This window comes from Egibacter rhizosphaerae (assembly GCF_004322855.1).
GTDB classification, from domain to species: Bacteria; Actinomycetota; Nitriliruptoria; order Euzebyales; family Egibacteraceae; genus Egibacter; species Egibacter rhizosphaerae.
The window spans coordinates 1998984-2019418 of sequence record NZ_CP036402.1 but is presented as its reverse complement, the minus strand read 5'-3'; the positions used below and the strand labels follow the sequence as shown (position 1 = coordinate 2019418).

At 73.5% G+C, this 20435-nt stretch carries 24 protein-coding genes; 14 read left to right on the top strand and 10 right to left on the bottom strand.

Features of this window, described 5'->3' with window-relative positions:
• Positions 1-4 precede the first annotated feature (4 nt).
• Positions 5-1504 carry an allantoinase AllB gene (gene allB, locus ER308_RS09415; RefSeq protein ID WP_131154743.1) on the bottom strand — a complete coding sequence of 500 codons (1500 nt, stop codon included), beginning with the start codon at positions 1502-1504 and terminating at the stop codon, positions 5-7.
• Between the two features lie 81 nt (positions 1505-1585).
• Between allB and ER308_RS09410 the strand changes: the two genes are divergently transcribed.
• The 10 genes from ER308_RS09410 (at position 1586) to ER308_RS09365 (ending at position 12638) form a co-directional block, all read left to right on the top strand.
• A complete protein-coding gene (locus tag ER308_RS09410) occupies positions 1586-2131 on the top strand; it encodes a helix-turn-helix domain-containing protein (protein WP_205745988.1) in 546 nt (181 codons plus the stop codon).
• Positions 2128-2442: a thiamine-binding protein gene (locus ER308_RS09405; RefSeq protein WP_131154741.1), complete on the top strand. Its 315-nt coding sequence runs from the start codon at positions 2128-2130 to the stop codon at positions 2440-2442. The genes ER308_RS09410 and ER308_RS09405 overlap by 4 nt, the downstream gene beginning before the upstream one ends.
• Positions 2443-2478: 36 nt before the next feature.
• Entirely contained in the window at positions 2479-3312 is an 834-nt protein-coding gene (locus ER308_RS09400; RefSeq protein WP_240732018.1) for an FAD binding domain-containing protein, read from the top strand.
• Positions 3309-3869: a (2Fe-2S)-binding protein gene (locus tag ER308_RS09395; protein ID WP_131154739.1), complete on the top strand. Its 561-nt coding sequence runs from the start codon at positions 3309-3311 to the stop codon at positions 3867-3869. The genes ER308_RS09400 and ER308_RS09395 overlap by 4 nt, the downstream gene beginning before the upstream one ends.
• Positions 3870-3892: 23 nt before the next feature.
• Positions 3893-6235 (top strand): xanthine dehydrogenase subunit D, encoded by a 2343-nt coding sequence (pucD, locus tag ER308_RS09390; RefSeq protein WP_131156971.1) that lies wholly within the window; start codon positions 3893-3895, stop codon positions 6233-6235.
• Positions 6232-7524 (top strand): 8-oxoguanine deaminase, encoded by a 1293-nt coding sequence (locus ER308_RS09385; RefSeq protein ID WP_131154738.1) that lies wholly within the window; start codon positions 6232-6234, stop codon positions 7522-7524. Before pucD ends, ER308_RS09385 begins: the two co-directional genes overlap by 4 nt.
• 118 nt (positions 7525-7642) lie before the next feature.
• Positions 7643-8890, top strand: a complete 1248-nt coding sequence (locus ER308_RS09380; RefSeq protein WP_131154737.1) for a BMP family ABC transporter substrate-binding protein — start codon at positions 7643-7645, stop codon at positions 8888-8890.
• Between the two features lie 3 nt (positions 8891-8893).
• Positions 8894-10510, top strand: a complete 1617-nt coding sequence (locus ER308_RS09375) for an ABC transporter ATP-binding protein (protein WP_205745986.1) — start codon at positions 8894-8896, stop codon at positions 10508-10510.
• A complete protein-coding gene (locus ER308_RS09370; RefSeq protein ID WP_131154736.1) occupies positions 10507-11709 on the top strand; it encodes an ABC transporter permease in 1203 nt (400 codons plus the stop codon). The genes ER308_RS09375 and ER308_RS09370 overlap by 4 nt, the downstream gene beginning before the upstream one ends.
• Positions 11700-12638 carry an ABC transporter permease gene (locus tag ER308_RS09365; RefSeq protein ID WP_131154735.1) on the top strand — a complete coding sequence of 313 codons (939 nt, stop codon included), beginning with the start codon at positions 11700-11702 and terminating at the stop codon, positions 12636-12638. Before ER308_RS09370 ends, ER308_RS09365 begins: the two co-directional genes overlap by 10 nt.
• Before the next feature lie 96 nt (positions 12639-12734).
• Here the strand turns inward: ER308_RS09365 and ER308_RS09360 are convergent, their stop codons facing one another.
• Together ER308_RS09360 and ER308_RS09355 are read right to left on the bottom strand one after the other, a co-directional pair.
• Positions 12735-13094, bottom strand: a complete 360-nt coding sequence (locus tag ER308_RS09360) for a hypothetical protein (protein WP_131154734.1) — start codon at positions 13092-13094, stop codon at positions 12735-12737.
• Positions 13095-13308: 214 nt separating this feature from the next.
• Positions 13309-14982, bottom strand: a complete 1674-nt coding sequence (locus ER308_RS09355; RefSeq protein WP_131154733.1) for an HNH endonuclease signature motif containing protein — start codon at positions 14980-14982, stop codon at positions 13309-13311.
• A 100-nt stretch (positions 14983-15082) separates the two neighbouring features.
• Between ER308_RS09355 and mntA the strand changes: the two genes are divergently transcribed.
• A complete protein-coding gene (gene mntA / locus ER308_RS09350; protein ID WP_131154732.1) occupies positions 15083-15649 on the top strand; it encodes a type VII toxin-antitoxin system MntA family adenylyltransferase antitoxin in 567 nt (188 codons plus the stop codon).
• 7 nt (positions 15650-15656) lie between these two features.
• Positions 15657-16079 carry a HepT-like ribonuclease domain-containing protein gene (locus tag ER308_RS09345; RefSeq protein WP_131154731.1) on the top strand — a complete coding sequence of 141 codons (423 nt, stop codon included), beginning with the start codon at positions 15657-15659 and terminating at the stop codon, positions 16077-16079.
• Between the two features lie 58 nt (positions 16080-16137).
• On the opposite strand, the gene ER308_RS09340 is transcribed toward ER308_RS09345, so the two are convergent.
• On the bottom strand, positions 16138-16785 hold the full coding sequence (locus tag ER308_RS09340; RefSeq protein ID WP_131154730.1) for an urease accessory protein UreD: 648 nt from the start codon (positions 16783-16785) through the stop codon (positions 16138-16140).
• Positions 16782-17102, bottom strand: a complete 321-nt coding sequence (locus ER308_RS09335) for an urease subunit gamma (protein WP_131154729.1) — start codon at positions 17100-17102, stop codon at positions 16782-16784. The genes ER308_RS09340 and ER308_RS09335 overlap by 4 nt, the downstream gene beginning before the upstream one ends.
• A gap of 201 nt (positions 17103-17303) precedes the next feature.
• Between ER308_RS09335 and ER308_RS09330 the strand changes: the two genes are divergently transcribed.
• Together ER308_RS09330 and ER308_RS09325 are read left to right on the top strand one after the other, a co-directional pair.
• Positions 17304-17912 carry a hypothetical protein gene (locus tag ER308_RS09330; RefSeq protein WP_131154728.1) on the top strand — a complete coding sequence of 203 codons (609 nt, stop codon included), beginning with the start codon at positions 17304-17306 and terminating at the stop codon, positions 17910-17912.
• 43 nt (positions 17913-17955) lie between these two features.
• Positions 17956-18321 carry a hypothetical protein gene (locus ER308_RS09325; RefSeq protein ID WP_131154727.1) on the top strand — a complete coding sequence of 122 codons (366 nt, stop codon included), beginning with the start codon at positions 17956-17958 and terminating at the stop codon, positions 18319-18321.
• 69 nt (positions 18322-18390) lie between these two features.
• Here the strand turns inward: ER308_RS09325 and ER308_RS09320 are convergent, their stop codons facing one another.
• Genes ER308_RS09320 through ER308_RS09305 form a run of 5 tightly spaced genes read right to left on the bottom strand, consistent with a single transcriptional unit; the run spans position 18391 to position 20343 of the window.
• Positions 18391-18660 carry a hypothetical protein gene (locus ER308_RS09320; RefSeq protein WP_131154726.1) on the bottom strand — a complete coding sequence of 90 codons (270 nt, stop codon included), beginning with the start codon at positions 18658-18660 and terminating at the stop codon, positions 18391-18393.
• Positions 18657-19187 carry an RNA polymerase sigma factor gene (locus tag ER308_RS09315; protein WP_165491946.1) on the bottom strand — a complete coding sequence of 177 codons (531 nt, stop codon included), beginning with the start codon at positions 19185-19187 and terminating at the stop codon, positions 18657-18659. Before ER308_RS09315 ends, ER308_RS09320 begins: the two co-directional genes overlap by 4 nt.
• Positions 19168-19707 carry a hypothetical protein gene (locus ER308_RS21505; protein ID WP_165491945.1) on the bottom strand — a complete coding sequence of 180 codons (540 nt, stop codon included), beginning with the start codon at positions 19705-19707 and terminating at the stop codon, positions 19168-19170. Before ER308_RS21505 ends, ER308_RS09315 begins: the two co-directional genes overlap by 20 nt.
• A gap of 5 nt (positions 19708-19712) precedes the next feature.
• Positions 19713-20132, bottom strand: a complete 420-nt coding sequence (locus ER308_RS09310; protein ID WP_131154724.1) for a hypothetical protein — start codon at positions 20130-20132, stop codon at positions 19713-19715.
• A gap of 1 nt (position 20133) precedes the next feature.
• A complete protein-coding gene (locus ER308_RS09305; protein WP_131154723.1) occupies positions 20134-20343 on the bottom strand; it encodes a hypothetical protein in 210 nt (69 codons plus the stop codon).
• Between the last annotated feature and the right edge of the window lie 92 nt (positions 20344-20435).

Below are 20435 nucleotides of genomic sequence, written 5' to 3'. Positions count from 1 at the left end.
TCGCTCATGAGGGGTCGCGGGCCAGGAAAGGCGCGGTCGGCGGCGCCGCATCGGCGTCGCCGGCCGGATCGGGAAGGAGCCGCCCCTGCGGGACATCCAGTGGAGCCCCGTCACGGGCGATCAGGCGCCCGCGCAGGTAGACGCGGCGGACCGCGCCGGTCACGCGGCGGTCCGCGTACGGGGTGAGGGGGTGGCGGTGCTCGAGCCGAGCGGCGTCGATCGTCCAGGGCTCGTCGGGATCGACGATCGTGAGGTCGGCGTCGTGGCCGGGGGAGATCGCGCCCTTGCGGTCGAGGCCGGCGAGTCGTGCGGGCTCGGCCGCCATCCACCGGGCGAGGTCGGCGAGGTCGTGGCCGCGCTCTCGGGCGGCGGTCCACACGACGGGGAGCCCGAGCTGCAGGGAGGCGATGCCGCCCCATGCGGCCATGAAGTCGCCCGCCTCCACCGCCTTCTCGTCCGGTGAGGAGGGCGAGTGATCGCTGACCACCGCATCGAGGTCGCCCGCCGCGAGGTGCCGCCAGAGCCGCTCGGCGTTGGCCGCGTCACGGATCGGCGGGGCGCACTTGTGGATCGTGGCCCCGTGCGGCACGTCCTCGGCGGCCAGCGTGAGGTAGTGCGGGCAGGTCTCGGCGGTGACCGGCACCCCGTCGCCGCGGGCGGCGGCGATCAGCTCGGCCGCTTCCGCCGCGGACACGTGCAGCACGTGGACGTGGCCACCGGTCCGGCGGGCGGCGTCGACGAGCGCGCGCACGGCGACGATCTCGGCCTCGGCCGGCCGCGTGTCGAGCCAGGTGCGATGGCGGCGCGGGTCGGGGTCGCCGGCGACGACCTCCCGCGACGCGCGGTCGAGGGTGACGGGATCCTCGGCGTGGACGAGCAGCGGCAGGCCGACCTCCGCCGTGGCAGCGAGCAGCCGTTCGGCGTCGCCGGGCGCGAAGCACCCGTACTCCGGCACGCCGCTGTCGCACAGGAACGCCTTGACGCCCCGTACGCCGGCGTCCCGAAGTTCGGCGAGTCGCTCCTCGGATCCCGGCACGAGCCCGCCCCAGAACGCGACGTCGACGTGTGCCTGCGGCCCGGCGGCGGCGCGCTTCTCGGCCAGCGCCGCGGGGTCCGTGGTGGGCGGGAGACTGTTCAGGGGCATGTCCACGAGCGTCGAGATGCCGCCGGCGGCCGCGGCTCGCGTGGCGGTGGCGAAGCCCTCCCAGTGCGTGCGGCCGGGTTCGTTCACGTGCACGTGGCTGTCCACCAGGCCGGGCAGCACGGCGAGGTCCCCGAGGTCGACGACCTCGGCGGATGCCGGCAGGCGGGCCGTGTCTGACTGCCCCGTGCCCTCCTGCCCCATGCCTGCCTGCCCCGTGCCCTCCTGCTCTGGATGCGCCGTGACCCGATCGATCCGCCCGCCGGTCACGATGACGGCGGCCGGCTCCACGCGCTCGGGCGTGACGACCCGACGGCTCACGAGGACGAGCGGTCGGTCGGGATCGTCGCGGAGGTCGCTCATGGGCCGGAACGCTCGGGCGCATTCAACGACCTGTCAAGATCGCCCCTCGACGCCCTCGCTCGTGGAAGTACGATGCGGCTCGTGGTTGGGAGCGAGGGGTCGGTCGAACACGAGCCGCGGGGCCTCGCGCCGCCGTCCGGGGAACCGGTCGACGCGCGCGGCCACGCGGCCGCGGAGGCCTGGCATCCGGTGCTCGTGTCCGTCGCCCCGCTCGTGACCGCGCTCGACGGCAGCCTCTACGACGGTCGGGGCACGTGCCTGCTCGGCCCGGACGAGCCCGGCGGACGCGAGATCCCGCTCGTCTACGAGGGCCAGCCCGTCGGGAGGGTCCGTCTGCCCGAGGAGCGGCGCATCCCTCCGCTCCACGACGCGCTCGGGCAGTTGTTGGACGAGTTGGCCGACCGCCACGGGGGTCCGCTCGACGCACTGTCGCGCACCCAGAAGCAGGAGGTCGTCGCCGAGCTCGACTCCCGTGGCGCGTTCGTGCTGCGCAAGGCCGTGGAGGACGTGGCCGCCAGACTGGGGGTCTCCCGATTCACCGTGTACAACTACCTCGCTGCGGCGAGCGGCGAGGACGGTGGCCGAACCGGCTCGGGGGTCGACGGCGGTCGCGAGGCGGGGCGATGAGGTTGCGCGCCGAGTTCACCGTCGAGCCGTTCGTCCCCGGCCACCCGGGCGCCCACGTGCAAGCCGCGGTGGAGGCCGCCGCCGCGGAGGGGCTCGCCGTGGACATGGGGCCGTTCGGCTCGAGCGTCGAGGGCGAGGCCTCCGCCGTGCTCGCCGCGCTGGCGCGCCTGAACGAGGCCGCCCTGCACCGCGGCGCCGATCGGATCGCGGTGCAGATCGAGCGCCTCGACCGGCCCGCCGCGACGGGCGGTGACGCGCCGGGCGACATCGAGCCGTCACACCCCCGAGACACCCGTGACCCTGAACGCTGACAAACTGTTGCGACCCTACGAGGAGCCGACGTGTCCGTGACCCGACCACGCAGCCTCGGCGAGGCCGTATCCGCCCTCGCCGAGCACCCCGACGCGCAACCGCTCGCCGGGGGCACCGATCTCGTCGTGGAGACGAACCTGGGCCACCGCCATCCGGAGCGCATCGTCGCGCTGCGCCGGGCCGAGGAGCTGCGGGAGCACCGCATCGACGACGGCGCGCTCGAGCTGGGCGCGATGGTGACCTACGGGGACATCGAGACGCGCCTGGCCGACGAGGCGCCGGGTCTCGCGATGGCCTCCCGGACGGTCGGCTCCCCGCAGATCCGCAACGCGGGCACGGTCGGGGGCAACCTCGGCACGGCGAGTCCGGCCGGCGACACCCTCCCGTGGTTGCTCGCGCTCGACGCGGAGGTTGAGCTCGTGTCCGCCGAGGGGTCCCGCCGGTTGCCGCTCGCCGAGTTCATCACCGGGCCCAAGCGCACCGCTCGGCGGCCCGACGAGCTGATCCGAGCGGTGCGGGCACGGCGTGTCGCGGGGCCCCAGCACACCGCGAAGATCGGCCCGCGCAACGCGATGGTGATCTCGATCGCGTGCCTGTCGCTGATCCTCGACACCGACCACCGCCGCGTGCGGGTGGGGCTCGGCGCGGTCGCGGCGACCCCCGTGCGTCCCGCCGAGGCCGAGCAGGCCGTGAGCGCGGCCGTGGACTGGCACCGCCTGACGTGCCCCGACGACGCGATCGCGCGCTTCGCCGATGCGTGCGCGGCCGCGACGAACCCGATCTCCGACCACCGCAGCACGGCCGAGTACCGACGCCATGCCGTCGGCGTGCTCGCCGACCGTGCCCTCAGGAGGTGTCTGTCCGCATGACGAGCCCGACCGGTCCACGCGATCCCGACGATGTGCGCCGGGGGGGTTCGGACCCCGCGCCGGAACCCGATCCCGAGCTGGTCTACGCGTTGACGATCAACGGTCGCACGCGCGAGGTGCCGGGCGCCTGGGTGGGCGAGAGCCTGCTCTACGTCCTCCGCGAGCGGCTGGGGATGCCGGGCTCGAAGAACGCTTGCGACCAGGGCGAGTGCGGCTCCTGCTCGGTGTTGCTCGACGGAGTGCTCGTCTGCTCGTGCTGCGTGCTCGCCGCCGACGCGGTCGACGCCGACATCCGCACCGTCGAGGGCCTCGCCGGCGATGACGCCGAGGAGCTGACCGACGTGCAGCAGGCGTTCCTCGACACCGGTGCGGTGCAGTGCGGCTTCTGCACCCCGGGGCTGATCGTCGCGGTGCACGACCTGCTCGACCGGGCGCCCGACGCCGACGATCTCACCGTCCGCGAGGCGATCAGCGGCAACCTCTGCCGCTGCACCGGCTACGGACGGATCCTCGAGGCAGTCGAGCAGGTCCAGAGCCGGCGGGAGGAGGCGCGATGAGCACCGTGGACGAAGGCGCCACGATGAGCACCGTCGACGAGGGCACGACCACCCGCGGCGGGGTGCGCGGGGGGCTCGGCGAGAGCGCCGACCGCCCCGACGGCGTCCCGAAGGTGACCGGCGACTTCGCGTTCTCCAGCGACCTGTACGCGCGCGGGATGCTGTGGGGCCGGGCGCTGCGCAGCCCGCATCCGGCAGCCCGGATCCGCGACATCGACACCTCCGAGGCCGAGGCGATGGAGGGCGTGGCGTGCGTCCTCACGGCCGCGGACGTGCCGGGCAAGCCCGTCTACGGGCTCGAGCACGCCGACCAGCCGGTGCTCGCGAGCGACGTGGTGCGCTTCCAGGGCGAGCCGGTGGCCCTGGTGGCCGCCGAACATCCCGAGCTGGCGCGCCGGGCACTCGACTCGATCACCGTCGACTACGAGCCGCTCGAGCCCCTCACCGACGGCGAGGCCGCGCTGACCGAGCCGGCGATCCATCCCGACGGCAACATCGTCCGATACCTGCCGCTGCGCCGCGGTGACCCCGACGCCGCCGGTGAGGTGGTCGTCGAGGGGACCTACGAGGTCGGAATGCAGGACCAGGCGTTCATGGGCCCGGAGTCGGGTCTCGCGATGCCGACCGACGACGGCGGCGTGGAGCTCTACATCTCGACGCAGTGGCTGCACGTCGACCGCGATCAGGTGGCGGCGTGCCTCGCCCTGCCCGCCGATCAGGTCCGCCTGACCCTCTCCGGCGTCGGCGGCGCGTTCGGCGCCCGCGAGGACATCAGCCTGCAGGTGCACGCCTGCATGCTCGCGCTGCGGACGGCCCGTCCGGTCAAGATGCTCTACAGCCGCGAGGAGAGCTTCCTCGGTCACGTGCACCGCCACCCGGCCCGGATGTGGTACCGGCACACCGCGACCTCCTCGGGCGACCTGGTGAGCGTCGAGGCGCGGTTGTTGCTCGACGGTGGCGCCTACGCCTCGTCCTCCACCGCGGTGCTCGGCAACGCGGTCTGCTTCTCGGCGGGTCCCTACCGAGTGCCCAACGCCCGGATCGACGGCTGGGTGGTGCGCACGAACAACCCGCCGTGCGGCGCGATGCGCGGCTTCGGGGCGGTGCAGGTCTGCTTCGCCCACGAGGCCCAGATGGATCGCCTCGCCGAGGCGCTCGGCATGGACCCCGTCGAGCTGCGGCTGCGCAACGCGCTCGAGAGCGGCGACGAGCTCATCACCGGACAGGTGCTGCACGGGACGGCACCGGTGCGCGCGTGCATCGAGGAGGCGATCGCCCACGACGAGCCGCCGGAACCCTCACCGGACGACCCGGAGACCCTGCGACCCGGGGGAGCGGGCCTGACGGCGGACCCTGACGGCGTGCGCCGCGGCACCGGCGTCGCGGTCGGCTTCAAGAACCTCATGTACTCGGAGGGGTTCGACGACTTCTCGACCGCGTCGGTCCGTCTCGAACGCGGGCCGGACGGCGAGCCGCTCGCGAGCGTGCACTGCGCCGCGGCCGAGGTGGGGCAGGGCTTCGTCGCGCTCGCCCAGCAGATCGTCCGGACCGAGCTCGGTGTCGAGCAGGTGCACTTGCTTCCGGCCGACACGCTGATCGGCTCCGCAGGGTCGACGAGCGCGTCTCGGCAGACGTGGATGTCGGGCGGTGCGGTGCAGCTCGCCTGCCAGGCGGTGCGCGACGAGCTCGCGCAGCGGGCCGCGGAGCGCCTGGACGCCCCGATCGACGGCCTGCTCTTCGAGGGGCGGGCCTTCTCGACGCTGGACGGCGAGCGGGCACGGATCGGCGACCTGCTCGACCGCCCGGCCGAGAAGGTGCGCGAGCACCACCACGTGGAGACCGAGCCGCTCGACGAGCACGGGCAGGGCTCCGCGCACGTGTCGTTCGCGTTCGCCGCGCACCGCGCGAGCGTCGACGTCGACCCCGAGCTGGGCCTCGTCCGCGTCCGCCAGATCGCGACCGGGCAGGACGTCGGGCGCGCGCTGAACCCGCGGTCGGTGGTCGGCCAGATCGAGGGCGGCATCGCGCAGGGCCTCGGGCTCGCGGTGATGGAGGAGATCGTCGTCGACGACGGGCTGGTGAAGAACCCGTCGTTCACCGACTACCTGATCCCGACCGCGCTCGACATGCCCGAGGTCGCGGCCACCATGATCGAGCAGCCCGAGCCCGGGGCGCCCTACGGCGCGAAGGGCGTCGGCGAGCCGCCGACGATCTCGTCGACTCCCGCGGTCGTCGCGGCTGTCCGCGCGGCCTCCGGCCGTCGCCTGCCGCGGGTGCCGGTGCGCCAGGAGGATCTCGCGCTCGGGCGCGCCGACGGGGAGGTCACCGGTGTGGTCGCTCCCCACGTGGCGGGGGCTCCGCGGTGAGCCGCCTGGTCCTGCGCGGCGCTCGGTGGCCCGGCGACATCGCCATCTCGGGCGACCGAATCGAGGCGGTCGGCGAGGTCGCGCCGGCCGATGGCGATCGTGTCCGCCGGGTCGACGGGGCGATCGTCACCGCCGGGTTCGTGAACACCCACCATCACCTCTACCAGTGGATGACCCGCGGCCGCGCGGTCGGCTGTGACCTGTTCAACTGGCTCACGACGCTGTACCCGACCTGGGCACACCTGGACGTCGACGACGTCCGCGCCGCGGCCCGCGTCGGGCTCGCCGAGCTCGCCCTGTCGGGGTGCACCACCGCCGCCGACCACCACTACCTCGTGCCCGGCGGCGACGAGCGGGTCTTCGACGCGCTCGGCGAGGCCGCCGGCGAGGTGGGGATCCGCCTGCACCTCGCGCGCGGGTCGATGGACCTCGGCGAGTCCGACGGCGGACTGCCGCCCGACCACGTCACCGAGGACCGCGACGCGATCCTCGCCTCGACCGAGCGGATCGCCGACCGCTGGCACGACGGGGAGCGGATCAGCGTCACGGTCGCGCCCTGCAGCCCGTTCAGCGTCACCCCGGAGCTCATGCGCGAATCCGCCGACCTCGCCAGACGGCGCGGCCTGCAGCTGCACACCCACCTCGCCGAGACCCGTGAGGAGGAGGCCGACTGCCTGGAGCGGTTCGGCTGCCGCCCGCTCGAGTTCCTCGACGACCTCGGCTGGGTCGCCGACGACGTCTGGTTCGCCCACGGCGTCCACTTCAACGACGCCGAGATCACCCGGCTCGCCGAGGCCGGCGCGGGCGTGGGGCACTGTCCGTCGAGCAACGCGCGCCTGGGCGCCGGGATGTGCCGGACGACCGACCTGCGTGCGGCCGGCGTCGCGGTCGGCCTCGGCGTCGACGGGGTTGCCTCGAACGAGCAGGGCACGCTCCACACCGAGTTGCGCCAGGCGCTGTTCACCGCGCGCCAGCGCACGGGCCGACCCGACGCGCTGATGCCTGCCGACGTGCTCGACTTGGCCACCGCGGGCGGCGCCGCGTGCCTCGGGCGCGACGACATCGGGCGGTTGGAGCCCGGCGCGCGCGCCGACCTCGTGGTCTGGCCCGCCGACGATATCGCCGATGTCCCCGACGCCGTCGACGGGCTCGTGCTCGGCCCGGACCGCCGGGCCGAGACGGTGCTCGTCGGGGGGGAGCCGATCGCTGAGGAGGGGAACCTGGCCGGCCTCGACCTCGAGGCCAGCCGACGCGACCTCGCGCGGCGTGCTCGCCGCCTGTGGTCGTGAGCGGTCCCGAGCGCGCCTCCACGAGGGTGGGGTGGCGGGCCCGCGGGCGCTGACCGGTACGGGATAGCCACGCTGTCGCGGCGCACCCGCTGCGGGAGCCGGACGAGGGGAGTGACCGATGCGCCTGAGACACCTACTGCTCATGCTGCTCGCGCTCGCGTTGCTCGCAGCCGCTGGCTGCGACACCGACGAGATCGCCGACGAGCCCGATGACGACGACGACGCCGTCGCCGACGAGCCGGACGACGAGGCCGACGACGATGGCGACGACGATGGCGACGACGATGGCGACGACGATGGCGACGAGGACGACGAGCCCGTTGACGAGCCCGACGACGACCCCGACGACGGCGAGGCCGACGAGGACGCGCTGAGCGTCGCGTTCGTCTACGTCGGGCCCGTGGGCGACGCCGGCTGGACCTACCGCCACGACGTCGGGCGCCAGGACATGGAGGAGAACCTCGGCAACCAGGTCGAGACGACCTACGTCGAGAACGTCGAGGAGGGCGCCGGCAGCGAGGAGGTCTTCGACGACCTCGCCCGTGACGGCCACGACCTGATCTTCGGTACGAGCTTCGGCTACCAGGACCAGATGGCCGCGGTGAGCGAGCGCTACCCCGACGTCGTGTTCGAGCACGCCACCGGGTTCACGACGACCGAGAACATGGGCAACTACTTCGGCGCGGCCGAGGAGGGCCGCTACCTCGAGGGCATGGCCGCCGGCGCGGTCAGCGAGACCGGCGAGCTCGGCTACGTAGCCGCGTTCCCGATCCCCGAGGTGGTGCGCGGGATCAACGCCTACGCGCTCGGTGCCCAGGAGATGAACCCGGACGCGACGGTCCAGGTCGTGTGGACCTCGACGTGGTACGACCCCGAGACCGAGGGTCAGGCCGCCGAGAGCCTGCTGGACGCCGGGGTCGACGTCGTCGGCATGCACCAGGACTCGCCGGCGGTCGGTCAGGCCGCCGAGGACGCGGGGGCGCACTGGACCGGCTATCACTCGGACATGGAGGAGTTCGCCCCCGACGCGTGGCTGACCGCGACCGCGTGGGACTGGGGTTCCTACTACACCGAGACCGCCGAGATGGTGCTCGACGGGACCTGGGAGCCGCGCGAGTACTACGGCGACATGGCCGACGGGCTCGTGAACCTCGCACCGTTCGGGGAGTCGGTGCCCGACGACGCGATCGAGGAGGTCGAGGCGCGCCGGGACGAGATCGTCGCCGGCGACTTCGCGCCGTTCACCGGACCACTCACCGATCAGGAGGGTGAGGAGCGCGTGCCCGAGGGCGAAGAGATGTCGCTTGAGGAGTTGCTCGAGTTCGACTGGTTCGTCGAGGGCGTCATCGGCGAGATCGAGGAGTAGCCGGTGACCGGAGCGGCGGTGCCCGCGGGCGAACCGTCCGTGCCCCGGGCGGAGCCTGCCGTCCCCGCGCTCGAGGCACGCGGGGTCCGGAAGGTCTTTCCCGGCGTGGTCGCCAACGCCGGGGTCGACCTCGCGCTCTGGCCGGGCCGGGTCCACGCCCTGCTCGGTGAGAACGGGGCGGGCAAGTCGACACTGGCCTCGATCCTCACCGGCCTCTACCAGCCGGACGGCGGCGAGCTCCGCCGCGACGGCCGTGTCATCGAGCTGCGCAGCCCGCGCGACGGGCTCGCCTGTGGCATCGGCATGGTCCACCAGCACTTCCGGCTGGTGGACCGCTTCACCGTCGCCGAGAACCTCGCGCTCGGCGACCGACGGCTGCCGTGGCGCTGGTCGGCGCGGCGGGTCGGCGAGACGGTGAGCGCGCTGGCCGACCGGTACGGCCTCCCGGTCCATGCCCGGGCGGTCGTCGGCGACCTCTCGGTGGGCGAGCGCCAGCGCGTCGAGATCGTCAAGACGCTCTACCGCGGCGCGGAGGTGCTGCTGCTCGACGAACCCACGGCTGTGCTCACGCCCCAGGAGGTCGACGCGCTGTTCGAGACCGTCCGTGCGCTGGCCGCGGACGGCAAGGCGGTGGTGTTCATCAGCCACAAGCTGCGCGAGGTCACGGCCGTGAGCGACGACGTCACCGTCCTGCGCGACGGGCGCGTCGTCGGGCAGCGGGCGATGGCCGAGAGCGACGCGGACGAGCTCGCCCGCCTCATGGTCGGCCGCGACGTCGACCTCTCCCCGCAGCGTGCCGCCGGCCCCCCGAGCCAGCCGGTGCTCGAGCTCGCCGGGCTCGGCCTCGACGCCGTCGACGGCCGGGGCGCTCTGGAGGGCGTCGACCTCACGGTTCACGGCGGCGAGATCGTCGGCGTCGCCGGTGTGGCCGGCAACGGGCAGCGTGAGCTCGCTGAAGTGGTCGCGGGGTTGCGGGCTCCCAGCCATGGCGCGGTCCGGGTCGCTGGCCGGGACGTCGCCGGCCGTGGGCCGCAGGCCGCCCGCGCGGCCGGGCTCGCCTACGTGCCGGAGGACCGGCTCGGCTCCGGTCTCGCGCCGAGCCTCTCGATCGCCGAGAACCTGCAGCTCACCCGCTCGTTGTCGATCGTCCTCGACCGCCGGGGCGCGGTCGAGGAGGCCCAGGCCGTGATCAGCCGGTTCGACGTTCGCACGACGGGCCCGGGCGCGGCGCTGCGCGATCTGTCGGGTGGCAACGCGCAGAAGGTGTTGCTCGCCCGCGAGCTCGAGCGCCCCGAGGGCGTGCACGCCATCGTCGTCGCGGCCCCCACCCGCGGTCTCGACGTCGGGGCCACCGAGTTCGTCCGCGGTCTGCTGGACCGTCGTCGTGCCGAGGGCTCTGGGATCCTGCTCATCAGCGAGGACCTCGACGAGGTGCGCGGGCTGTCGGACCGCATCGTCGTCCTGAGCGAGGGGAGGCTGGTGCTGGAGCGCGCGGCCGCGACCGCCGACACGACCGAGCTCGGTCTCGCGATGGCCGGCCAGGTCTCCGCCGCGGGCGCCGGTTCGCCGGACGATCGGTCACCGGAGCCCGGTTCCGACGCGAGTGGGGGCGCGCCGTGACGGCTCCCTCGACCACGGCGGCCCCCGCGCGACGCGTGCGCTTCGAACGCCGCGCCCGCGCCCCGCGGTGGCTGCAGGTTGTGGTCCCGGTCGTGTCGGTCGTGGCGGCGTTGCTGTTCGGCGCGGTGTTCCTCGTCGCGACCGGCCACGACCCGGTCGAGGTGTACCGGACGATCCTGCGCGTTTCCTACACCACCGGCTTCGGGATCACCGACACGCTGCGCAGCGCGACGCCGTTGATCCTCACCGGCCTGGCCGCGGCGGTCGCGTTCCGCTTCAAGCTCTACAACATCGGCGGCGAGGGTCAGCTCTACATCGGCGCGGTCGCCGCTTCCGGGATCGCGCTGGCCGTCGGGGAGGTCGTGCCCGTACCGGTCGCGGTCGCGGCGGTCGTCCTCGGCGGCGCGATCGGTGGCATGGCGTGGGTCGCGGTGCCCGCACTCGCGCGCGCCTACCTCGGCACGAGCGAGATCATCACCTCGCTCATGCTCAACTTCGTGGCGCTCTACGCGATGCGGTACCTCATCTTCGGCTCGGACACCTTCTGGCGGGATCCGGGAGCGACGACGTTCCCCCAGGGCCGGCGCCTGCCCGAGAACGCGACGTTCTACGAGTTCGGCACCACCCGCGTGCACCTGGGGCTGGTCATCGCGGTCATCGCTGCCGTGGCGGTCTATCTCGTCGTCACCCGCACCCGCTGGGGCTATCGGTGGCGCGTGTTCGGCGACTCCCCGCCGGCCGCGCGCTATGCGGGGATCAGTCGCACGAAGGTCATCGTCTCGGTGCTGCTGATCTCCGGCGCGCTGGCCGGCCTCGCCGGCGCAGGGGAGGTCGCCGGTCGCGCGTTCCGCCTCGACCCCCAGGGGCTCGCGATCAACCTCGGCTACACCGGGATCATCGTCGCGGCGCTCGCGCGCTACAACCCGCTGGCCGTCGTGCCCGTCGCCGTGCTCGTCGGCGGCCTGCTGAACGCGGGACCCGCCCTGCAGAGCCTCCCCGAGCGCGTGCCGGACGCGATCTCGACGATCCTCACCGCCGCGATCCTGCTGTTCGCCCTGGGCGGTGAGCTCTTCGTGCGCTACCGCCTCCGGCTGCACGGTGACGGGGAGGCCGAGGCCGCGCCCCCCGAGCCGGGCGAACCGGTCCCCGAGGCCTCGGCCGCGGACTCCGACGACGAGGAGGGCGCGCGGTGGATGTGACGATCGTCGTGCTCACCCTCGCCGCGGCAGTGGGCGCTGGGACGCCGCTGGCCCTCGCGGCCCTCGGCGCGTTGCTGTCCGAGCGCGCCGGCGTGCTGAACCTCGGGATCGAGGGGCTCATGCTCGTCGGCGCGGTGAACGCGTTCATCGTCGCCGAGGTCAGCGGCCAGCCCCTGCTCGGCCTCGTCGCCGGCGCTGCCGCGGGCGGCGCGCTCGCGATCATCCACGCGTTCCTGTCGATCACGATGCGGGCCAATCAGATCGTCGCCGGACTCGCGCTCGTGCTCCTCGGCACCGGGATCGCGATGTTCCTCGGCCAGCCGATCGAGGGCCAGCCCCTGTCGGCGCGCCTGCCCGACACCTCGCTGCCGCTTCTGTCCGAGATCCCGATCCTCGGGCGGATCCTGTTCGACCAGGACGTCGTCGTCTACGGCACGTGGGTCGTGATCGCCGCGGCGACCTTCTATCTCATGCGCACCCGCACCGGGCTCGCCGTCCGCGCGGTCGGGGAAGCGCCAGCCACCGCGGACGTGATGGGGATCCGCGTCGCCGCGGTGCGCTACGCCCACGTCGTCGCGAGTGGCGTGTTCGCGGGCGCCGGCGGCGCCTACATCATCCTCGCCCGCGTGCCCGCCTGGGCCCAGGACGGGACGACCGCCGGCCTCGGCTGGATCGCGATCGCCCTCGTGGTGTTCGCGTCGTGGCGACCCTGGCGGGCCCTGGCCGGCGCCTACCTCTTCGGCGTCGCGCTGCGCGCGAACTTCGCGCTGCAGGCGGCCGGCTTCACCGCGGTTCCCGCGGAGTTCCTGTCGATGCTGCCCTACCTGGTGACCGTCGCGGTGCTCATGGTGATCACCGCGACCGACACCCGCGAGCGCCTCGGCGCGCCCACCGCGCTCGGGGTCCCCTACGTCCGCGACGAGCGCTGAGGCCGCTGGGTCGGCTCGGCGTTCGCCGCGCTTGGGGCGCCCTGGTCGAAGCGCGTGACGTGCGGCGTTCACGCAGGCCTGGTAGCCGTACCTCTACTACGTGATCGCCGCGGTGGTACCCACGGCCGCGATCAGTGTCGCGACCTGGACCAGCATCAAACGGCCGAGGTCGCGCTTGTGCTCGCCGCGTAGCTCGGAGATCTCGCCACGGACCTCGGAGATCTCGCCACGGACCTCGACGATCTCGCCACGGACCTCGACGATCTCGCCACGGACCTCGGCGACCTCGCCGCGCAGCTGGGTGCCGAGGACGTCCAGCCCCTCGGCCAGGTCCGCGCGCGTCGCGAGGTCAGGGGCGGGCACCGGGGCGAGATGGCTCATGATGAGGGAAGCGGTTGGCTCGTCCAGGCGGTCGCGCAGGACGTCGAACGCATGATGGCGGCTGACCTCGTCCATGGTGCTCCTCGGTCACGATGACCACAAGCGGCGGATGCGGGGGGACGGGGTTCGAGTCTGCCCGGGCGGCGGGCCAGGACGGGCGATCGCGCCGCTCGGGCTGTGGAGGACCCTCGGGGCAGGTCGCGCGCGTCGGCCCCGCGCACTGGTGGGTGCGCGGGGCTGACGTGTTCTGCGTTGCTTTGAGCCCGAGGCATCGGGCGGTGTCGCGGGGTTAGAAGGGTGGCGGGTCGAGGCCGTCGTTGTCGAACAGGCTGGGGTCGTCGGGGTCGTCGGGTTCTGGGGATGCGCTGGGGGGTGCTCGGGACGAGCCGGGCGGTGGGGGTTCGGGCGGGTCGGGTTCGGGTTCGAGGGGGGTGCCGCGCGGCAGGGAGTGCCAGGTTCGCCCGCCGCGTTGGGCGATGAGCTGCCCCGAGGCGGGGTCGATCGACAGGGTCCAGTCGTGGTCGTGCACGCGGGTGTGCCAGCGGCGCGATAGGGCGGCGAGGTTGGTGGGGTCGTGATCGCCGCCGTGTTCTCGGGGTTGGAGGTGGTGCAGGTCGGTATGGCCGATGGGGTCGCGGGAGGCGGGGAAGCGGCAGCCGCGGTCGCGGGCGCGCAGGGCGAGGCGCGTGGGGGTGGGGATGGTGTCGGCGGCGACTCTGCCCGACACCGCAAGGGGTTGGGCGCCGTTGAACACGACCGCGCGCACGTCGGCGCTGTGGGTGAGCGCTTCGATGGTGGCTGCGGACACGCGGGGCAGGCCACTGCGGGTGTTGAGTTCGATGCGCCCGTCGGGGTGTCCGGTGAGCTGGGAGAGTTGCACGTGGGCGATGATCAGCGGGCGCGCCCGCCGACGGCGCGGCGTGGCGGGTGAGGCGTTCGCGTTCGTGTCGGGGTCTCCGGGCGCCGCGTCGGGGTCTCCGCCTGCCGCGCGGGTGTTCGCCGCGCCGGCGGCATCGGTGGGGTGGGGGTCGCCGGCGAGGTAGCAGGCGGCGAGGTCTTCGAGGGCGTCGGCGTATTGGCGGCCGCGGCGCGTGCCCGCCGGCCCCGTGCCGTCACCGTGGATCCCCTCGCTAGCGGGATCGTCAGGCGTGTCGCCCTCGCGCTCGCCCTCGGGGTCGCGGTCGTGGGGGTCGCCGGCGTTGTTGTTGTTGTTGTTGTTGTTGTTGTTGTTGTTGTCGTCGTCGTCGTCGTCGTGGTCGGGGTCGTTGTCGTTCGTGGCCTCGGGGTTGGGGTGGGGGGTGCCGGCGGCGGCGTCGAGCGCGTTGAGGATGATCGCGCCGGCGATGGCGTCCCAGTCGCCGTACAGCTGCACGCGCCCGTCCAAGGCGGGTTGGACTTGTAGGTAGTTGGCCTGCGCCGCGCGCTGGTCGCGGTCGCGGTGCGCGCGCTGCTCTCGGCAGTCGTCGGCGGCGGCGTGGACCGCGTCGACCAGCCCGTCGGGGTCGAACCCCTCCAGGCCCCCGCAGGCGGCGATGGTGGCGCCCAAGCGTTCGTCGATGGTTTGCCGCGCGGCTTTGGGCAGGCGCGCGAGCGCGTGGCTGACCGCTCGGGCTTGCGAGTACGACAGTTTGCCCGCTTCGAGCAGCCCGGCGGTGACCGGCAGGTCGATCAGGGTCTCGCCGGTGCGCGCGAGCGCTCGCGCGTCCCCGCCGGTCCAGCGCGCGGCCAGCGACACGAACTGCTGCAGGGGCAGCCCCTCGAGCTGTTCGCACACCCCCGAGCCCGCCAGTCGGCCCACACACAGCGCCGCGCGCGCGAGCGCGGCCTCGGCCTCACCCAGCGCGGCCTCCAACCCCTCGAGATCCTCGGGGGTGCCCGCGGCGGTCTCGACCGGCGCGCCGCCCTCGCGCGCGTCGTCGCGCGACCCTGGCGGTGCGTGGTGCAGCGAATAGGTGTTCGACATACTGGAAGTATACTCGCCACCTACGACAGCATCTGGAACCCACCCGAATCTGTGGAAGCACCGTGTGAGTGGCCGAGCGCTGCCGTGGTCACGACGGGCCGTGGCCGGTCAACGGCTCGTCGATGCCCACCTCGTAGCACACCCGCTGACCGCCGGGATCGTGACCGGCGCTCGGGTCGGTTCGCTCGCTGCCGGTCTCGCCGGCGAGGTGTCGGGTAGCCTGCTACCAATGTCCCCCAACGACCGGCGCCGTGTGGACGACGAGGCAATCGCACGTGTCATGGCGGACTGGGACGGCGTCCTCGCCGTCTATCTGTTCGGGTCGCACGCCAGCGGGACCGCGCGCGTCGACAGCGACGTGGACGTGGCCGTCTTGCTGGACCGGGACCGCTTCCCGACCGCCGCAGAACGCTTCGAGGAGCGGCTGCGGCTGACCAGCGCGCTCATCGCCGCCCTGCGTCGGGACGACGTCGACCTCGTGGTGCTCAACGACGCGCCGCCGATGCTGGCGCGGACCGTCCTGCGCCACGGCCGGAGGTTGCAGTGCCGCGACCCTGAGGCCGACATCGCATTCCGACGCCACGCCCAGTTGCGCGCGGCCGATCTCGACCTGTTCCTCGGTCGGGCGCGTCGGGTGGCTCTGGAGGCGCTACGGACCGGAGCGTGAGAGCGCCATGACCTACCTGGTCGAGCGCCTCGGTGAACTGCGCCGGCATCTGACCCATCTCGAGCAGCTGCGCGCCCGGGTGACATCGGCGGACGATCTGCGCGGTGACTTCAGCCTGCGCAACGATGTGCTGTTCTCGCTGCTGATGGTCGCCCAACTGGTGGTCGATATCGCCGGTGAGCTGTCGGCGCGTCGCGCATTGCCGTTCGACGACTACACCACCGCCGTCAGGAACCTCTTGACCGTCGGGGTCGAGCCGGCCGTCGTCACCGAGCTGGAGGCACTGCCGGGTCTCCGCAATGTGGTGCTTCATGAGTACGTGGGGCTGGACCTCGAGCGTGTCGTGGAGGCCACACGCCGCCTGGAGCCGGTGCAACGGTTCGTGAGGACGGTGGCCGAGCTCGAGGCCAGCGATGCCGACTCACCGTGACGGTGACCGGGCTCAGATCCGGAGTGGACCGACCCGAGCATCCGGGACGCGAACGGGTTCATGACGTGGATGCGCACGCGCTCCCACCGACAACCGTCACGAGCGCGCCGCCCCCCGCAAGGTCCAGGACCGCGCGCTCCGGGCTCTGCGCCTCGCGGTCGAGCGGCGCGGCCTCGGGGCCGACGACCAGCAGGTTGCCGATCGCGCGGGCGCCCGCGGTGATGGCCGGTCCGTCGGGTGCGTCCCCGCCGACGTCGAGGGCGTGACGCAGGAGCGGGGACCCCGCGAGGTCGGCCCACAGGGTGCTGCGCACGCGGCCGCCGGCCTCACCGGACCGTCCGAGCACGAGTTGCTCGCTCCACCGCAGCGTCGCGTCCTCGGCCAGGTCGATGGACGCGGAGGCCTCGTGGTCGCAGCCCGCGATCGCGACCGTCGGCTCCGGGGCCCAGTCCAGGTGCCCGCCCCGGTCCACACGGGCGGTGACCGCCAGCCGCGAGGGGCCCGTGCCCGGGTAGACGAGCGACGCGGCGACGGTGCGCACCGTCAGGCGAGCGCCCGGGCCGACCTCGACGTCTAGCGCGAGGTCGTCGCCGCCGAGGGGGCCGGCGGTGCCGCCGACGAGGTGCACGGCCTCCGGGGTGGGGCGCAGGACCAGCGGCGGGTCCGACCGGCGCTCGACGATGCGGGTACGGCCGCGCGCGGTCACGTGTGGGTCTCCGCGGCGCCGAGAGGATCGTGGACGGTCACGAGCTTCGTGCCGTCCGGGAAGGTCGCCTCGACCGCGATCTCGGGGATCATCGCCTCCACGCCGGGCATGACGTCGTCGGGCCCGAGCACGTGGCGGCCCGCCTCCATGAGGTCGGCGACTGAGCGGCCGTCGCGGGGGCCCTCGAGCACGACGTCGCAGAGCAGTGCGACGGCCTCGGGGCGGTTCAGCGCGACGCCCCGGGCCTGGCGTCTGCGGGCGACGTCCGCGGCGACGTGCAGCAGCAGTCGCTCCTGCTCGTGGGGGGTCAGCAGCACCTGGGCACCCTCCGGCGCGTCGGGTGGGCCGCAGGCGGGCGTCGTCTCCGTGCGCCCGTGCCTCGGCCCGCAACGTGCGCGGCACGGTATCCAGGCGATGTGTCGTGGATGTTGCGGGGCGGTTTCGCGTCGTGACGACGGTTCCCGCCGACCCGTATCGGAGGGCCGGGCCCCGTGACGGCCGTGCCCTCCGCTCTTACCATGCTGCAAGGACGGGGGGACACGATGGTGCACCGCGCGACCCGAGATGTGTCGAGCCCGCGCCTGGCCGGCGCGAGCCTGTGGTACGGGGCGGCCGGGGTGCTGGTCGCCCTGGCGTTCGTGGGCAACCTGCTGGTCGAGTTCGAGGTCGCCCTGGTGGCCGCCTCCCTGATGATCAGCCCGGGCGTGACGCTCGGCGCCGTGGCGTTCCTCGTTGCCCAGCTCCTCCTGCTGTGGAGGTTGAGGCCCGTGAGCGCGGCGGCCCCTGTGGGCCTCGGGCTCGCCGCGCTCGGGGTCGCCGCGGCCGTTGTCTGGTCGGTGCTCGCGGTGGCCGCCTACGCGGACACGGCGCTGCCTGGTCTTCGCGCCAGCGCAGCGGGCGGGCTCGCCCTGCTCGCCCTGTTCGGCAGTGTCGTCGTCGCCGGTGGGGTGCTGTCTCGGCTCGAGGGACCGACCCGTCGTGCAGCCGTCGGCCTGTGGGCGATCGTGCTGTTGGTCGTGGCCGCGGGCGCGGCAACCTGGCTGGGCGTGCCGGCGGACTGGGCGATCACCGCGCTCTACGGGACGCTCGCCGCTGCGCTGGCGACGACCGCCCACCGTCTTCGGTGACCGCACGCGGGGCGCTCGACGCGGTGCGAGGAGAGGGGGAACCATGCACGGCAGGACGCTGCTGCGCCTCGGGACCGCGATCCTCGCAGTCGTCGTCGCGCTGTCGCTGCGGGCGCCTGCCGAATCGGTCGTTGCCGAGGCGGCGCTCGTGGTCTGGGTCCTCGCCATCTGGGTGTGGTTGGCGACGAGCCCGGAGCCGCACCGGCCGCTCGGCGGCGCGGTGTCGCCGGTGCGAAGGACGCTGCGGGCGATGGCGCTGGGTGGCGCCCTCACGGCGTTCGGGGTCGCCGCTGTCGCGGGCGAGTTCCCGCTCGTGTTCGGGGGCTTGCTGTTCGCGCTGCTGCCGCTCGCACGAGCCGTGGTTGCCCGGACCCTCGCCCGATGGGAACGCGAGGCGAGCGAGGTCTGACGCCGGTTTCGCCCCGTGGCGTCGTCGGGCCGACGTGACAGGGGAGAAGGCGGCGGCGCTCGCGCCCGCTCAGGCGACGGTTGCCGCGGGCACTGCTTGGTAGGCCCGGTCAACGGCCGTCCTCGGGACGGCGGTGGCGGTCACGATGCTGGCGGTGACCTGTCGGCTGAGCTCGAGCCACCATGTCGCGGGCAGCGTGTCTCGCTCCTCGGCAGGCCCCCGGTCGCGGAGGACGGCCTCGCGGATCTCCGCCGTCCGGGTCTGCGAGAGCGCGTGACGCCGCCCCCACGCGTCGAGGAGGGGGTCCAGCCGCTGCGGGTGCTCGGTGGGCATGGTCACGTGTCCAGGTCCAATTCTGCCGCGAGCCGGGTGCGCGCACGGTGGAGGTGGTAGCGCACCGTGCCGGCGGGGCGGTCCAGTGCCTCGCCGATCTCGTCGCTGGTCATCCCCGCCACGCTCGCCATCGTCAGGGCCACACGCTCCTGCTCCGGCAGGCGCGCGATCGCCGCGTCGAGGCGCGTGAGCTGCCCGCGCAGGGCTACGCGCTCGGTGTCGTCGGGCTCGCTGCCGTCCCGCACGCCGGGGTCGCGGGCGAGGTTGGCGACCGTGGCGGTCCGGGTGGCCTCGGCGCGGTACCCGTCGATGACGAGGTTGCGCGCCACGGTGATGAGCCAGGCCCGCTGGCGTGGTTCCTCGAGCGTCGCGACTTCGCCGAGGTGCCGCCACAGCCGTAGGAACGCCTCCTGCAGCAGGTCGCGAGCGGCCTCCGGATCCGAGGTGCGGCCCAGGAGGAACGCGTGCACGGTGTCGCGGTGCCGCTCGAAGAGGTCGTCGAAGGCGGCGACCTCAACCCCCGTCGACGACATCCTCTGCCACCGCGATCGTGCCGTGGTTCTCCGTGGTGAGGAACTGCACGGCTCCCACGAGCTCGTCGGGAGCGACGAGCGTCCCGACGAGCGAGATCTCGGCGACCTTCTGGCCGAGGAGGTCCACACCGACGTCATCGCCCAGCTCGAATCGTCCGACCAGCACCAACGCGAGGGGCTCGTCGACGAGCTCGAAGAACCCGCGGCCGAGGCGTTCCTTGCCGACGAAGAACCGTGGACGCTCACCCCCGTACCAGGCGAGTTGCCCCTCCATGGTGAGGACCGGGACGAGCCGGGTCTCGCTCGCGCGCGGCGCGACGAGCTGTCCCGCGGCGACGATGCGCTGGTACCCGATCCGCGGTATGGGGCCGGTGATGACGGTCTGGCCGGAGAGGAACAAGACGTCGCCCTCGGTTCCTCCCTCGTTCGCGAGGGCCTCACCACTCAGGCGCTGTTGGCCGGACAGCGTCTTGAACTGCTGCCCCTCGACGAGGTGGAAGTACTCCACCGAGCCCGTCACCCGTGTCAGGCCGCTGGCGAGGGCCGCCTCGCTCCCGTGGGGGCGAGCACCATCCCGGTGACGACCACCCGGGCGAACGCCACGTGCTCGACGGGGTTCGACACCGCGAGGGTGCCGGTCACGACCAGCACCGCGCCCTCGGCCGACGGATCGGCCAAGGCGTCACCGCCCATGACGACCGCGCCGGTGTGGACCCTCAGATCCGCGCCGTCGGGGACCGGAACGACGCTGGCCACGTTCTTGGTCGGGATGCGTGCCAGCGTGCCGGCGAGCGACTCGGGGACGAGGACGAGCGCGACGTTCTCGATGCGGTGGACCGCGAGCAGCTCGTCGGCCGAGCGCATCGTGGTGAGGTCCAGGATGGCCACGTTCTCCACGGCTCCCGGTCCATCCGGTTGCTTCACCTCGGTGTCGTCTTCTCCCACCTCAGACCCTCCTCGTCGAGAACGCGGCCCGTCGAGCCCCTGTCAGCCGCCGCCACGCCGCACGCGCCCTGCCGACTGCAGACACCGCAGTGTGCCGTGCGCCGCCGGGCTCGGGCCCGTGCCGGTGCGCCTCGCGGGCCAGGCGACGCTGCTGGGCGAGCTGCAACAGCTCCTGCCGCCGAACCCGCGCCGTCTCGTACTCCAGTCCCATCTCGCTACCACCTCCCGATGCGCCGTCTCTCCTCTGGAAGACGGAGCCGGCCGGCGGCTGTTGGCAACGGATGGCGTTCGGACGTGCGACGG